Below are 15,539 nucleotides of genomic sequence, written 5' to 3' on the forward strand. Positions count from 1 at the left end.
CTCAGTAGGGCGACTGGCAAGACGATCGGAGACCGGCGATCCGCCGATCCTCCACCGGTTCCGACTATCGCACGCTCATGCACTGATGCGGGTGGAGACACACCACCGTCTACCACGAGTCGGCAAAAACCCGGTCTTTTAGACTGTGACGGGGGTGAACGTGATTTTTGGCATCGCACGCGGGTCACGGACACCACCCCGGGGGTGGATGAAGAAACGCCCTTGCGCGAGCGACCACGGTGTTTGAAAGCAAAATGATAGATTACGGGGGTGGGAGATATCGGTACGGACAACGATTCTCGAACAGAACGCTCGTACTGTTATACTTTACCGCAGATGACGTTCATTTCGGCCTAAGGCCGCGATGAACCGCTCTTTTGACCTGCGTCGGCGCCAGCCGGAGAGTCACCCAGCCGACGCTCTACTCACCCGAATATTTTAGGAATGGAGCTTACGTGACTGAGAGCCAGAACTCATTTAACGCCAAGAGCACCCTCGAAGTCGGCGACAAGTCCTACGAGTACTACGACCTCTCTGCCGTGCCCGGCATGGAGAAACTGCCCTACTCCCTCAAGGTTCTCGGCGAGAACCTTCTCCGCACCGAGGACGGCGCCAACATCACCCGCGAGCACATCGAGTCGATTGCCTCCTGGGATGCCTCCGCTGAACCGAGCATCGAGATCCAGTTCACGCCCGCCCGCGTACTGATGCAGGACTTTACCGGTGTGCCGTGTGTCGTCGACCTCGCCACCATGCGCGAGGCCATCAAGACCTTGGGCGGTGACCCCGACGGTGTTAACCCGCTCAATCCGGCGGAGATGGTCATCGACCACTCAGTCATCATCGAGGCGTTCGGTCATTCCGATTCCCTTGAGAAGAACGTGAAGATCGAGTATGAGCGCAACGAGGAGCGCTACCAATTCCTCCGCTGGGGTTCCAAGGCATTCTCGAACTTCCGCGTCGTTCCCCCGGGAACCGGCATCGTCCACCAGGTCAATATCGAGAATCTCGCCCGGGTCGTCTTCGACAACGAGGGCGTCGCATACCCAGACACCTGCATTGGCACCGACTCTCACACCACCATGGAGAACGGTCTCGGCATCCTCGGTTGGGGCGTCGGCGGCATCGAGGCCGAGGCAGCGATGCTCGGTCAGCCCGTCTCCATGCTCATTCCCCGCGTCGTCGGCTTCAAACTGACCGGCTCCATCCCGGCCGGCGTGACCGCTACGGACGTTGTGCTGACGATCACCGAGATGCTGCGCCAGCACGGCGTTGTCCAGAAGTTCGTCGAGTTCTACGGATCCGGTGTCAAGGAGGTTCCGCTCGCGAACCGCGCGACCATCGGAAACATGTCACCCGAGTTCGGTTCAACCTGTGCGATGTTCCCCATCGACGAGCAGACCACCAAGTATCTCCAACTCACAGGCCGTTCCGAAGAGCAGATCGCCCTCGTCGAGGCGTACGCCAAGGCACAGGGCATGTGGCTGGACGAGAACACCCCTGAAGCCGAGTACTCTGAGTACCTCGAACTCGACCTCTCGACCGTGGAGCCCTCCATCGCCGGCCCGAAGCGGCCGCAGGACCGTATCCTGCTGTCGAAGGCAAAGGAGCAGTTCCGCAAGGATCTGCCGAACTACTGCAACGACGAGGTTGAGGATGACGAGAGCCGCCCGGCCGTCCGCATGGACGCCGAGGGTGAACTCGACTTTGGCGACGCTGATGTCGCCGATCTGTACAACTCTTCCCGTGAAGGACACGGTGAGTCCGCTGCGAAGGATGCGGAGGGCCGCGCCTCCCGTCCGGTCACGGTGAAATCCCCCAACGGAGGCGAGTACACGCTGGATCACGGCATGGTCGCCATCGCGTCCATCACCTCGTGCACCAACACCTCCAACCCGTCGGTCATGATCGGCGCTGGCCTCATCGCCCGCAAGGCTGCGGCGAAGGGACTCAAGGCCAAGCCCTGGGTCAAGACTATTTGCGCTCCCGGTTCCCAGGTCGTCGACGGCTACTACAAGCGCGCCGACCTGTGGAAGGACCTTGAGGCCATGGGCTTCTACCTCGCAGGCTTCGGCTGCACGACCTGCATCGGTAACTCGGGCCCGCTGCCCGAGGAGGTTTCGGCGGCGATCAACAAGTACGACCTGACTGCCACCGCGGTACTCTCCGGAAACCGCAACTTCGAGGGGCGTATCTCCCCCGACGTGAAGATGAACTATCTCGCGTCCCCGATCATGGTCATCGCCTACGCCATCGCGGGTACCATGGACTTCGACTTTGCGACACAACCGCTTGGCCAGGATGAAGACGGCAACGACGTCTTCCTGACCGACATCTGGCCCTCCACCGAGGAGATTGAGGCCACGATCGAGGAGTGCATCTCCCGCGAGCTCTACGAGGCTGACTACGCTGACGTGTTCAAGGGCGACGAGCAGTGGCAGAACCTCCCCACCCCCGAGGGCAAGACCTTCGACTGGGACGAGTCCTCGACCTACATCCGCAAGGCACCGTATTTCGACGGCATGACGATGGATCCGGAGCCCGTCGCCGACATCAAGGGCGCTCGCGTCCTGTGCAAGCTTGGGGACTCGGTCACCACGGACCACATCTCCCCCGCATCGTCCATCAAGCCCGGTACCCCCGCAGCGCAGTACCTGGACGAGCACGGCGTCGAGCGCAACGACTACAACTCCCTGGGATCCCGGCGTGGCAACCACGAGGTCATGATGCGCGGAACCTTCGCCAACATCCGGCTCCAGAACCAGCTGGTCGACCAGGCTGGTGGCTACACCCGCGACTTCACCCAGGAAGGAGCACCTCAGGCCTTCATCTTCGATGCGTGCCAGAACTACAAGGCGGAGGGTATCCCGCTGGTCGTTCTCGGCGGCAAGGAGTACGGCACCGGTTCCTCCCGTGACTGGGCGGCGAAGGGCACCAACCTGCTCGGTGTCCGTGCCGTCATCACCGAGAGCTTCGAGCGGATCCACCGCTCAAACCTGATCGGCATGGGTGTCATTCCGCTGCAGTTCCCCGAGGGTGAATCCCACGAGTCCCTCGGCCTTGACGGCACCGAGGTATTCGACATCGAGGGCATCGAGGAGTTCAACAACGACACCATCCCACAGACCGTCAAGGTTACCGCGCACAAGCAGGACGGCGGGGATGACGTCGTGTTCGAGGCCAAGGTTCGCGTCGACACGCCCGGTGAGGCGGCGTACTTCCGCAACGGGGGCATCCTGCAGTACGTCCTCCGCAACATGGCGCGGGACGCTTCCTAGCTCAGTCCATGATCCGGGGCGTCGTTCGAACCGATCCTCGCTCCGGATTGGGACGGTTCCACTCCAGGTGTGACCGACGGGGGCTGCGTGGCGCGGGCGGTATTCGCCGTCCGCGCCACGCAGCCCCCTTGTCGTCGGAAACGCCAGTACAATCCACTTGTGTAACCTCCACCCAGGTGCACCGGATGGATCACAACGCCACAACCAAGGAGAACTGTCATGCCCAAGGTCAGTTCCTCGGATCTCTCACAACGGCGTCGGGAGATCCTCGAAGGCGCCCGCCGTTGCTTCGCTGAATTCGGTTACGATGGCGCGACCGTCAGACGTCTCGAACAGGCCACCGGAAAATCACGGGGTGCGATCTTCCACCACTTCGCGGACAAGGAGAACCTGTTTCTTGCCCTGGCTCGGGAGGATGCCGCACGGATGGCGGATGTCGTCACCGCGGACGGCCTCGTCGAGGTCATGCGCGACATGCTCTCTCACCCGGACCGCTACGACTGGCTCTCCACCCGACTCGAGATCACCCGGCTTCTCCGGACGGACCCGGTTTTCTCGGCACGGTGGGTTGAACACCAGGCGGTTCTCGACGAAGCGATCCGGTCGCGACTGCAGTCCGGCGTCGATGCCGGGCGGATGCGCACCGATGTCCCGGTAGAGGTGCTCTACACTTATTTGGAAACGGTGATGGATGGTTTTATTACCCGCCTGGCCAGCGGTGAACCCACGGAGTGCCTGCACCAGGTCCTTGATCTCGTGGAGGCGAGTGTGCGGACGCAATCCCCCGCGAACATCTGATCAGACCGGTCTGATCATTTTTTCGGGGATTCCGATGTGATTGTTCCCATATTTCAGTGAGGAGACAGTAATATCTCTCGGTATGGCCATCACCGAGATCACCAAACCGTTTCTTCTGCTGAGCACCCGCCCCGAGGATGATGCCGCAGAAGCCGAGTACCGCTCGTTTGTCTCGATGATGGAACTTCAACCCGAGTACCTTATCCAGAAACGCGTCGACCGGGAACCTCTGGGGCCCATCGTCCTGGATGACTATTCGGGTGTCATCGTCGGCGGAGGGCCCTACAACGCCACCGAACCCGAAAAAACCGACCACCAGGTTCGGGTCGAGACGTGTCTCAACACAGTCATCCAGGAATGCATCGAGCGAGACTTCCCGTTGTTCGGTGCCTGCTACGGAGTCGGGATCATCGGCAGCGTCGCAGGTGGTGTCATCGACCGACATTTCGGGGAGAAACCCGGATGCATCGTCGTCGACGTGACCACCGAGGGACTCGCGGACCCGATCCTCGATGGGATGCCACCACAATTCCCGAGCATCGTCGGCCACAAGGAGGCGACCCGGGCGCTTCCCCCGGGGGCGACGCTGCTGGTCCGGGGTGAGGACTGCCCCGTCCAGATGTACCGGATCAAACGGCACATCTATGTCACGCAGTTTCATCCCGAGCTGGAACTCGAGACCTTCCGTGATCGTCTCGAGGTATACCGGGAGGCCGGCTACTACGAACCGGAACAGTTCGAATCGATCATTGATTCATGTTCGGGCCACGACCTCTCGACGGACAACCGGCTTCTCTGGAACTTCGCCCACATCTACGCGCGGTGACTAGCCGCTCGACTAGGGAATCATCCCTCTGAGATACCGGCGCGTGATGAGACTTTGGACGGCGCGCGCCACCGGAGCCCCAGCCCTAGCCAGCCACCACGCGTGCACCGAAAAGGCCGTGATCCTCCCCCTGACTGTGCCATCCTCCCCGAGCTCGACGGCGAACGCCTCCTCGCCGCTTTCGACGTGCCCGGGCAGCGAGCCGTACACGAGCCGCGTCGTCGTCTCTTCCACGTTCGCACACAGGATCAGGCAAGGAGAATCAGTCCCGGCGAACCGTACACGGATGACGTCGCCGACGGTCGCCGGCCGCCAGGCACCGACCCCGACTCCCGCAAACCGGTGTGCCCGCCACATCAGGAGCCGTTCCGACGCCCGGAGGTGACAGTCAATCCCCGAACCGAGGACCATAGTCTCATCGATAATCCGCCACGGTCCTGCCCGCAACCGCGGCTGCGGCCGCGGATCATCCATCATGCGGAGCGTCGTGAACATCAGATCCTCGGGATAGGTGAGTTCCTCGCCCCAATGCTGCCGCCAGTGGCCGGTCACGTCGTGCAGGTCCATGTTTCTCCAGCATAGGAATGTTCGGCGGTGCAGCTCCGGATCTCGGCACTTACCCACCCACACGGCGCGGACCGGCGGTGACGCGTCACGCCAGTTCCACGATCTCCATGTATTCGTCGCTCCACAGGTCCTCTGTACCGTCCGGGAGCACAATGACACGTTCCGGGGAGAGCGCCTCAACCGCACCGGGGTCGTGGGTGACTAGGACGACCGCACCGGTATAGGTGGCCAGGGCATTGAGAACCTGTTCGCGGGACACCGGATCCAGGTTGTTGGTGGGCTCGTCCAGGAGGAGGACATTCGCCCGCGAGCTAACTAGCGCCGCGAGCGCCAGCCTGGTCTTCTCACCGCCTGAGAGGGTGCCTGCCGGTTGCTCGAGCTGATCGCCCGAGAACATGAAGGCACCGAGCAGTCCCCGGAGATCCTGGGCACCCGCATCGGGACACGCTCTCACGGTGTTCTCCCACACCGTGGCCTCCGGATCGATGGTGTCGTGTTCCTGCGCGAAGTACCCGATCTTCAGCCCGTGGCCGGAGACGATTCCGCCCTCACCGTCCGTCCGCTCGACACCGGCCAGAAGCTTCAGCAGCGTTGTCTTACCCGCGCCATTGAATCCGAGGACTACGACGCGGGAGCCCTTGTCGATGGCGAGGTCGACACCGGCAAACACCTCGAGCGATCCGTACATCTTGGTTAGGCCGGTCGCGTTGAGCGGGGTTTTACCGCATGGGGCGGGTTCCGGGAACGTGATGTGCGCGACCTTATCCGACCTGCGGATCTCATCGGTCTCCGAGATCATTTTCTCGGCCCGGGCGAGCATCTGTTTGGCCGCTGCGGCCTTGGTAGCCTTAGCGCCAAGTTTCGCGGCCTGCTTCTTCAGGGCCGAGGCCTTCTTTTCAGCGTTGGAACGTTCACGGCGTCGGCGGGCCTCATCGGTTGCACGCGCATCCAGGTACTTCTTCCAGCCCATGTTATAGACGTCGGCTTCACCACGCACCGCGTCGAGGAACCAGATCTTGTTGCACACGGCTTCGAGCAGATCAACGTCGTGGGAGATCATGATGAGACCACCCTCATGACGGATGAGGAACTCCCGCAGCCAGGTGATCGAGTCGGCGTCGAGATGGTTGGTCGGCTCATCGAGGAGGAGCGTCGTCGCAGATTTTCCGGAACCGGCGGACGCCGCGAACAGGATCTGCGCCAACTCCACACGACGACGCTGTCCACCGGACAGTGTCTTCAGCTGCTGATCCAGAATCCTGGCCGGAAGACCGAGGGCATCACAGATGCGGGCGGCCTCACTGGCGGCCTCGTATCCTCCAAGGGCGTGGTACCGCTCCTCGAACCGGGAGTACCTGCGGATCGCTGTGTCCCGGCGGTTGTCGTCCGCCGTGGTCTCCATGACCTCCTGCTGCCGCTCCATCGCCGACTGGAGCTTGTCCAATCCCCGCGCGGAGAGCACCCGATCCCGTGCGGTGACCTCGATATTGCCTTCACGCGAGTCCTGCGGAAGGTATCCGACCGTTCCCGAACGGATGACCTCGCCGGCGTAGGCCTCCGCCTCACCAGCGAGAATCCGCATGGTCGTCGTCTTTCCCGCCCCGTTTCGACCGACCAGACCAATGCGGTCCCCCGGTTGTACGCGGAGCTGCTGGCCCGGAGCGGTAAGCAACGTGCGGGCACCGACACGCACTTCAAGATCACTGGTTACAATCACAGCCGGACAGTGTATCAGTGGGCCACCGCAACCCCGTTTCTCGGAGGCGGAGGCGCCAAGCAGCGGGAGGCGGCAAAGGTGGACTCAGTGATCCCTGGCCCCGACGTGGGGCCCGCGGTTCCGCTACCGCCCGCGTCGGATTCCCCTCCCCCTTCGGGGCCACTCGACATGATCGTCGTCGGCCTCGGACCCGCGGGTGCTGCCCTCGCGCACAGAGCGTCCCTACGGGGATGGAACGTCCTCGGGATTGATCCGGAGCCCGCGTGGCGCAACACCTACGGTCTGTTCACCGACGAACTACCCGACTGGCTGCCCGATCCTCCGGTCGAGACCCTTTCCACACCATCGGTCATCGGAGAAAGCGAGCATCACCCGGGCCGGGAGTACGCGATCCTGGACAACGACGCACTTCGCAACCGTTTCCTTACCTTTCCCACAATCAACGAGGCTGCGGGCGACATCGGCAGAAACCGCGTTCGGGTGAACGACGAGGCTCATGTCGCCGACATCGTCGTCGATGCCCGTGGTGGAACGGACATGGAAGGCCCTGTTCAACAGGCATACGGAGTCGTCCTCAAGGACGATGCAGCACCGGTATGGATGGATCTCCGACCACTGGAAGGCACCGAAACCCCGACCTTCCATTACCAGATCCCGGTAAGCGGGGGGACCCTCCACGAGGAAACGAGTCTCATTCATCAAGGCCCGCTGCCCTGGTCGGCTTTGCGGGATGCCCTGAGGCAGCGTATCGGTGACCACCCCGACACCGAAGTCATGGCCTCCGAGACGGTCCTCATCCCGATGACCGCCATGGCGGAAGTCGATTCCACCGGCCCCGTTCCCTTCGGCGCCAGAGCGGGATTCGTTAACCCGATCTCGGGGTTCTCCGTCGCGACATCGTTCGATCTCGCGGATCCCACCCTCGATGCATTGAGCCTCATTATCCGTGGCGACACGCTAAACCGGCTGCCGTGGATGGCACTCAGGTACCGGCTCGATCAATGGCTACTGTCCATCGGACAGCAGGTACTCCTCGAACTGGATGCCGGGAAACTACCGGGTTTTCTCGAGAAGGTATTCACCTTGTCGACAGCGGAACAGAAACGTTTCCTGCGCCTCGGTGACCCGGTAGGGACCGCGCGGGGGATGCTCCGGATTTTTCTTGCGTGTGATCGGAATCTGCGCAGAAGTATACTCCGGGCCGTTGTTTCCCGGAGTCAGAGGTGATGCCCCCTGGAACGTCCACAAGGAAGGTGAGAGCCTAGCTGCTCGCGGTGAACAGGGACTGGAACCACGCGACGGCCGCCTGGAACACGTCTCGGAAACCACCGGACATCAGTGGTTCACCAACCTCGTCAGCCGGATAGTGAATCTCAGCATGCACATCGGAGACGTACATCAACTCCCCCTTCCTCGACGTACACCGGAAAACGTGCAGTGATTGCTCGCCCACCCGACTTCGGTGTGAACGCCACACCGGTCTCGAAGTTGGAATCACCGAACGCTGTTCTCTCGACGCCGTCAATGGTGAAAGTCACCATTTCACCGACAGTCCCGAACCTCTCGGGAAGAGTACTGATTCGTGCCATGACACGTAGCTGAGAGGAATCCGCGATTTCAGAGACGGTGAGATCCATCTCGCGGGCGATGATCACGGGGTCAACTGGATGCGGATGATCGCAGTTCTGTGGCCGGGGTGCCTGGGGATCTGTGGCGATGAGGCACGGATTCTGAGGTGTGGGGACCTCGCCGCCACGGCGGACGTTTCACCGAAAGCCAGACACGATGCTGCGGTGACGGAAGCGAAAACAATTCAGGTGGACCGATTTCCCATCGAACGACTCCTCTGTGCCTAGACAGCAAGCAGCACACCTGCCGCTTATCTGCTTTTCAGGTCGAGGGGTGGGAAAACGGGAATTAGATTTGGCTTACAACCAAGGATATAACCCTCCTGACTTGGTGTGATCCACACGTTTCACACCGACTCATCTGCCAGTGGGCCGCACCGCCGATCCCGGATAACCGACACCGCCCCGCAAGCCACAGAATCGAGAATTGGCGGCATCGCCACGTCAGGCCCCGGACTCCGGAGGCGGAGTTCATCCTCTCTCAACAGAAAGAAGGCCCACGGGGCATGGTTTTCACCATTTTCCCGGGGGCACCTCTTCCGCCTAGGCCAACCCATCCTGTCAGGAAAGTAGTTGGCGCACCCTCACATCAGCGGCCGATGAGGTTGAACAACCAGTTGAAGTTGCCCAGATGGTAGAACCACGGCAGGTACCTGAGCAGCGCAACGATACCGGTGATGAGAGCCACGGCCGTTCCTACCCCGATCACACCAGCGACAATGGGGTTCTCATTGTTACCGGTGTCAGGATTCTCGGTCGGTGTCGCTGTGACCGTCACCGTTTCCGGTGCACTCGTTTCAACGACGGTCTCCGTGAGCGGGACTGCCGTAATGGTCGCAGTGACGGTGGCCGTCGACGGATCGGGGTTGATCGTCATAGTCACCGGGTCAAGTGTCGACGTCACCGTTTCGGTGACCGGGTCCTGCGTCTCAGTAACTACCTCAGTCACCGGGTCAGGCGTTGACGTCACCGTTTCGGTGACCGGGTCCTGCGTCTCAGTAACTACCTCAGTCACCGGGTCAGGCGTTGACGTCACCGTTTCGGTGACCGGGTCCTGCGTCTCAGTAACTACCTCAGTCACCGGGTCAGGGAACTCTGTGGTAGTTTCCGTCTCCGTGACTGAAGCCGGTGTTTCAGTCGTCGTCTCGGTGACCGGGTCAGGTGTCTCGGTAACAGTGACCATCGTCGTCTCGGTGACTGGGTCCGGTGTCTCCGTGACAGTGGTGACAACCGTTTCGGTAATCGGATCGGCGGTTTCCGTGACCGGGCTCGGTGTTTCAGTAACCGTTTCGGTGACCGGGTCCGGTGTCTCCGTGACAGTGATCGGACCTGAGGTCTCGGTGATCGTCACCATCTCAGTTTCGGTTGCTGTGGCTGTCACAGTCACCGGTGCCGGGATCTGTGTAGTGGTTTCCGTCGAAGTGACCGGATCCGGCGTTTCGGTGACGGTCGACGTCTTCGTCATCGTGGATGTATCGGTTGTGATCGACGTGGACGTCTCGGTCACCGGATCAGCAACCACAGTAGTAGTCACAGGATCAGGCATCTCTGTAACCGTCGACGTGGACGTCTCGGTCACCGGATCAGCAACCACAGTAGTAGTCACAGGATCAGGTGTCTCCGTGATCGTCGACGTGGACGTCTCGGTCACCGGATCAGCAACCACAGTAGTAGTCACAGGATCAGGTGTCTCCGTGATCGTCGACGTGGACGTCTCGGTCACCGGGTCACGAATTTCCGTGGTCGTGGAGATCTCCGTGTCCGTGGTCGTCGACGTCTCGGTCACCGGATCAGGAACCACAGTAGTAGTCACAGGATCAGGTGTCTCCGTGATCGTCGACGTGGACGTCTCGGTCACCGGATCAGCAACCACAGTAGTAGTCACAGGATCAGGTGTCTCCGTGATCGTCGACGTGGACGTCTCGGTCACCGGATCCGGGGTCTCGGTGACGGTCGTAGCCGGCTCGGTCGTTATCGTGGTGGAGGTGACCGTGGTTGTGACGGTGTTCGTCACCGTCTCCGGCGGTTCCGGTGAGGGCACCGGCAGGACGTTGAAGGATCCGGTGGCGGAAGCAGCCGGATAGTCCGTCGTGCTGTCGGAGGATTCCTCAATTGCAGCGGTGACATTGACGGTTCGTTCAGCGTCGCCGGTCGCAATCGAATCGACTGTGTATCGGACAACCGCGAGACCATCCACGTTGGTGATCGCCTCCGCGATGATCTGACCATCGACACTGAATACGACCGGAATCCCTGCAACGGCGCCGTCTGGTCCGGAGATACGGGCCGACAGTGGGATGGACCGGGGTTGCCCGTCGGAGACCAGGTCCGATTGTTCCCCGAGGGTGACGGTGCGTTCGACGACCGGGCGATCCTCGGGGTGAACGGTGGCCGACCCCTGGGCATCTCTGCTGAGTAGTTGGACGCCGGGAGCTGCGGTGGCGATGAGCCGTGCCCGGAGCCGGTGGGTCACGCTGTCAGAACCGCTGGGGACGTTTGGCACGGTGAACGGAATAGTCGCGGTTCCTTCAGCGGTAACGTCGACCTCCCCTACTTTGACGGCGTCGACGTAGAGAGCGACGCGGGCGTCACCCGGGATCTGTGCTCCTTGCTCCCTCATGTCAACCGTGACTACGGCGGTGAAATCGACGGGGTCTCCGGTCGCCTGGACAGGTGCGATCGGTTCGATCGTGAGGTCTGCGTGGTTCTCGGTGATCTGCCCCTCGTCGCCGAAGCTGACGCGCGGAAGAGTCATGGTGATGATCTTGTACGGCTCTCCTTGATGCCAGGGCCGGCCGATACGCCAGGAGACTGTGGGCTCGTAGTATCCGCGTTGAATATCTTCCTCGGTTACGGTGTGCACCGGGAAACCGCATTCCGCGACGGTTTCACCATTGTACCGGTTCCACCGACAGTTCTTACGCGGGGATGTGACCGGATCAAAGAGTTCGAGTTCACCGGAAGGGAGGATTCCGACCGGTGTCGAATGGGGGTTGTCGACCCGGAAAGTGTAGTGGATCTTGCTGCCCTCGACGAAGTCTTCACCCGGGTTCTTCACGGATGCCGTGATAGATACGTCTCCGGCGCTGAGAACATGGCCGTCAATGACCTCAATACTGAAGGTATCTTGTTTCACAACGCCCGCGTCATCGATGCGGAACGTTCCCTCGACTGTACCGTTGGGTGCATCGGCGGGAGCGGTGACCTCGAAGGAAACCTCCTGCGTGCCGCCCGCCACGACTGTTACATTCGGCGCCTTTCCCGTCCAACCATCCGGTAGGACGATCTCGAGGGGCCGGTCGACTATGTCGTCACCGAGGGTGTTCGTGACGGTACCCGTGACTGTGACGGTTTCACCGGGACGGACCTGGGAGGATTCCGTCTGTATGTCCAAACAGGAGGCACCGAGCCACTCCAGGTTGAACCGCGAGAAGTGGATGTTGTTGTGGGGGCCGTCGTTGTGCTCCTCGAAGAGAAGCCCGATGTTGCCGTCCGGGAGAGTCGCCATCGATGTGTACTGGATGTTTCCGGCTCTGAACGAACGCGACACCGGCCACGTCTTGCCGTCGTCGCAGCTCAACCGAATGGTTCCGTTGCTGCGGGAGCTCGTCGAGGCGGTGTTGCTGAACAGGAGTGCCTTCGCCTTCGGGGATCCCTCTGGAGCGTTCGGGAACAATCTGATCAGGGAGGCGTTGTTGTGCGGATCCGGCAGCGAATGATCGAGATAGGGTTCGGTCCAGGTGACGCCACCATCGTGGCTGAAACTGATTTTTCTGGCACGTTCTCCGCCTGCGGAGGAACGTGAGTTGTCCATGAGCGTTCCGTCGGAAAGCTCGATGATCTTGTTCTCGTCCATACCGATCCCGAAGGGGTGTCCGGCGTACCAGGTCTGACCGTGATCGTCGGAGAGCCAGGCGATAGCCTTGAACTCACCCGATGTTGTGACGACCATCGCAGGTTGCACAAGACGACCCGCATGAGCACCATACTGTAGCTGAATACCATTGCCGGAGGTGGCGAAACGTCCACGCCAAGGATTGTCGCCGGTGACAGAGTGAGTGATGACATTGTCGTCATCCCATTTCACACCGTTATCGGAGCTCTTCGCGTAGGCGGCGTGGAGGACGTTCCGATCGTTCGGGTCCGTGCCGAGCCGGGAGTTCCGGATACCGGCGTCAAAGCTCTTCACATGAAAGTTGAAGACATCACCGGTGTGGTAATCGACCAGAACCGAGGGGTCCGAGAAGCCGTACTTCGGTGCGTTCACTTGACCGGCCGCGACGGCCTGGGGCTCGGTCCATGAGAGACCGTTGTCGCTCGAGCGGCGTTGAACGATGGTATTCGCCTGGGGTGCATCGGCGCAGCTTTCCGGCCTGCCGTCCCAGGATGCGAGCACCGTACCGTCCTTCGCCACTCCAAGTGACGGGATCCGGTAGCAGTCGTAGCCATCCTCCCCACCGACAGCGAGGACCTCATCTGTGAAGAACGGCTCGCCGTTCAGGTCGTCATTTGCGTCAAACCCCGCCGGTCCCACCGTGTTCTCGGCGGCGAAGGCTTCAGGTAGTCCCGGAGGCGAGAGCATACCGCCCATCACAGCAAGTATGCTGAACACCCCCAACACCGTCTTTCGTCGATTCAAAATCTTCATCGATGCTCCCGGATCTCATGTTCGAATGGGCACGACCCCTCAACCATGTAGCCCATCACACGATGAGCTACATGTAATAAAGGTCACTTTTCCGGAGTGTAGACGATCTGAGGCAATCTACAGCATTCTCTCAGCCTTTTGTCCTACAAGAAAGCGAAATGGGTACCCCCATTGGTGCTGGTGTTTTCCAGAGGGATTCGTGATACATTCGTCGGCCATCTTTGATCCAATTCACTGACTCCGGAACATCCGCGCAAAACCCTAGAAGACCCTCGAAGATCAGAGGGCACCAGGCGTCAACCATCGAATCAGTCATCCGTTCACGCAGCGAAACATCAACTCCAACAACGGATGCCACGGAGAAAGCCGTCCAAAAACGGGAACGGCGCCAACCTGTCTGATATGTAATTTCAGCTATGTAGTATCACTATCGAAAGGCCGAGAGCCCGGAGTGCTCGCGCCTGTCCACTTTTCCCCGTCGTGGCTGTAGCTGATCTTGCGCATCAGCACCGACCTGTCCGATGACGCGAGTCGCCCATCAGCGTCCTGTCCGAGAGCCCGGCGATCTTGTTCTCGTCTATTCCCATGTCGAAGGCTCGACTGAGGAAACAGCTCGCTCCGTGGGCGCCATTCCGGATCCCCCGGACATGGATAACCCGCCCCGGCATGCCAGGGCGGGTGTCAGAGATACCTCGCGAACGAGATCCGCCACGAAAAGGAAACTCCCCGTTCGGAGGGCCCGTCCTCTACTTCCAGTTGCCTCCGAAGCCGAAGAGCCCACTCAACAGTTTCAGCAACCAACCCAAGAACCCTCCGAGGCTACCGATACCTGGATTCTCCGGCGCGGTGTACTCCAGCTCCGCGTGCGCGGCACCTTTGATGATCAACCCTGCGCTCTCGGACTTCATCGGCAGATCCGCGACGATAACACCTCCTTCGGACAGCGGATGGAACACCACCGAGACCGAATCATCGGCCCCAACCACCGCCGTGTAGGTCTCACCGTCGATAGTGAAGGTCACCGTCTCCCCCTTTGGCGGGAATGGAGCCTTTGGCCCGTTTTTCACCACCGCCGTAACACGCATCTCCGAGTTGAACGGCCCCTCAGGGGTCACAGACAGGTTGAGGGAACGCGGGACGTAGATCGGGTCAACGGGGTGCGGCATATCGCACAGGGCAGCAGCACCGGGAACGCACTCGCCGCCCACCGTGGGGGTCACCGGGGTCGCGGCGGCGGCCCCGGTGCCCGAGCCGATGGCGACGAGGACAGCCGCCGAAACGGCGATCCCGGCACCGGAGCGCGTCCGAGTCACCGCTCCACGACCGAGCCGACCCGATCGAATCCCCCGGGCGATCACTGTTTCATCCCGAAGATGCTGGTGAAGAAGTCGAGGATCATCTGGTAGAAGCTGGTGATCATGCCAGTGATGGAGCGGACGGACGAGCCCGAGGATCCGGAGTTGTCCGGGGTACCGGTCAACTCCACGACCATCTTGGCTTCAGCGGCCCCGTAGATGGCGTGGTCCTCGTAGTGAGAGTCGACGCTTGCGGTGACCTGGACCCCAGACTCCAGAGCCTGCTCGTCCTCGAAGGTCACGACGTGGTAGATGGTCGCCGCACCCTTCGCGTCCGTCACCACGTCGACCGTGTACTCGGAGGCCGGACCGCTGACGGAAAAAGTCACGACCTGTCCGGCGATACCGTGCCCCGTCGCGGGGTCCGCGGACGTCAGATGCGCCTTGATGAGGTACCTCTGCGCGTGGTTCTCGACGTCGCCGACTGGAATGGACTCAAGGGTGAGCTCCCGGGCGATGGTCCGTTTCGCTGTGTCCGCCGGGTACACCGTAACGGTCGTGGCTTCGGCTGGAACAGCAGCGGCGACCAGGACACCGGTGGCGACGAGTACCCCGGAGGTCAGAGCGGCTACACCAGCGGTGCAGATTCGATGTGTTCTGTATCGCATGTGATTCCTACCTGTCAGAGTGTTTGGAGTCAACACTAGCTGGCAGGCAGTCCACACGAAAGCAGATGTGTCACAGGGGGAAAATACGAAGGGATACCACCCCTGCGGAGAATG

The 15,539-nt window shown here is 61.2% G+C and carries 11 protein-coding genes; 4 read left to right on the forward strand and 7 right to left on the reverse strand.

The genetic code is table 11. The features are described from left to right. Positions 1-455: 455 nt before the first annotated feature. From can to JDV76_RS05850, 3 genes are all read left to right on the forward strand, one after another. Positions 456-3,278 carry an aconitate hydratase gene (gene can / locus JDV76_RS05840; RefSeq protein WP_198735936.1) on the forward strand — a complete coding sequence of 941 codons (2,823 nt, stop codon included), beginning with the start codon at positions 456-458 and terminating at the stop codon, positions 3,276-3,278. A gap of 219 nt (positions 3,279-3,497) precedes the next feature. Then, positions 3,498-4,076, forward strand: coding sequence for a TetR/AcrR family transcriptional regulator (locus JDV76_RS05845; RefSeq protein WP_198735937.1), 579 nt, complete (start codon positions 3,498-3,500; stop codon positions 4,074-4,076). Positions 4,077-4,158: 82 nt separating this feature from the next. Continuing rightward, positions 4,159-4,902, forward strand: coding sequence for a glutamine amidotransferase (locus JDV76_RS05850; RefSeq protein ID WP_198735938.1), 744 nt, complete (start codon positions 4,159-4,161; stop codon positions 4,900-4,902). Between the two features lie 12 nt (positions 4,903-4,914). Here the strand turns inward: JDV76_RS05850 and JDV76_RS05855 are convergent, their stop codons facing one another. Then, a complete protein-coding gene (locus JDV76_RS05855) occupies positions 4,915-5,469 on the reverse strand; it encodes a DUF1990 domain-containing protein (RefSeq protein WP_198735939.1) in 555 nt (184 codons plus the stop codon). An 85-nt stretch (positions 5,470-5,554) separates the two neighbouring features. Continuing rightward, positions 5,555-7,186, reverse strand: coding sequence for an ATP-binding cassette domain-containing protein (locus tag JDV76_RS05860; protein ID WP_198735940.1), 1,632 nt, complete (start codon positions 7,184-7,186; stop codon positions 5,555-5,557). Positions 7,187-7,195: 9 nt separating this feature from the next. Between JDV76_RS05860 and JDV76_RS05865 the strand changes: the two genes are divergently transcribed. Next, a complete protein-coding gene (locus JDV76_RS05865; RefSeq protein ID WP_198735941.1) occupies positions 7,196-8,413 on the forward strand; it encodes a lycopene cyclase family protein in 1,218 nt (405 codons plus the stop codon). A gap of 34 nt (positions 8,414-8,447) precedes the next feature. Here JDV76_RS05865 and JDV76_RS05870 read toward each other — a convergent pair whose 3' ends face one another. From JDV76_RS05870 to JDV76_RS05890, 5 genes are all read right to left on the reverse strand, one after another. Then, on the reverse strand, positions 8,448-8,585 hold the full coding sequence (locus JDV76_RS05870) for a hypothetical protein (RefSeq protein WP_198735942.1): 138 nt from the start codon (positions 8,583-8,585) through the stop codon (positions 8,448-8,450). Next, positions 8,560-8,841, reverse strand: coding sequence for a hypothetical protein (locus JDV76_RS05875; RefSeq protein WP_198735943.1), 282 nt, complete (start codon positions 8,839-8,841; stop codon positions 8,560-8,562). Before JDV76_RS05875 ends, JDV76_RS05870 begins: the two co-directional genes overlap by 26 nt. A 562-nt stretch (positions 8,842-9,403) precedes the next feature. Next, the gene (locus JDV76_RS05880; protein WP_198735944.1) at positions 9,404-13,462 is read right to left on the reverse strand and encodes a sialidase family protein; all 4,059 of its coding nucleotides are present in this window, start codon (positions 13,460-13,462) and stop codon (positions 9,404-9,406) included. Between the two features lie 746 nt (positions 13,463-14,208). Further along, positions 14,209-14,775 (reverse strand): hypothetical protein, encoded by a 567-nt coding sequence (locus JDV76_RS05885; RefSeq protein WP_198735945.1) that lies wholly within the window; start codon positions 14,773-14,775, stop codon positions 14,209-14,211. Positions 14,776-14,816: 41 nt separating this feature from the next. Next, positions 14,817-15,425, reverse strand: a complete 609-nt coding sequence (locus tag JDV76_RS05890; RefSeq protein ID WP_198735946.1) for a hypothetical protein — start codon at positions 15,423-15,425, stop codon at positions 14,817-14,819. Positions 15,426-15,539: the final 114 nt, after the last annotated feature.

This window comes from Corynebacterium marambiense (assembly GCF_016342275.1).
GTDB lineage: Bacteria > Actinomycetota > Actinomycetes > Mycobacteriales > Mycobacteriaceae > Corynebacterium > Corynebacterium marambiense.

Excerpts from the sequence above, each read along its gene's own strand:
- JDV76_RS05870 (WP_198735942.1), bottom strand. The coding sequence starts at position 8,585 with ATGTACGTCTCCGATGTGCATGCTGAGATTCACTATCCGGCTGACGAG.
- JDV76_RS05855 (WP_198735939.1), bottom strand. The coding sequence starts at position 5,469 with ATGGACCTGCACGACGTGACCGGCCACTGGCGGCAGCATTGGGGCGAG.
- JDV76_RS05890 (WP_198735946.1), bottom strand. The coding sequence starts at position 15,425 with ATGCGATACAGAACACATCGAATCTGCACCGCTGGTGTAGCCGCTCTG.
- JDV76_RS05845 (WP_198735937.1), top strand. The coding sequence starts at position 3,498 with ATGCCCAAGGTCAGTTCCTCGGATCTCTCACAACGGCGTCGGGAGATC.
- JDV76_RS05880 (WP_198735944.1), bottom strand. The coding sequence starts at position 13,462 with ATGAAGATTTTGAATCGACGAAAGACGGTGTTGGGGGTGTTCAGCATA.
- JDV76_RS05850 (WP_198735938.1), top strand. The coding sequence starts at position 4,159 with ATGGCCATCACCGAGATCACCAAACCGTTTCTTCTGCTGAGCACCCGC.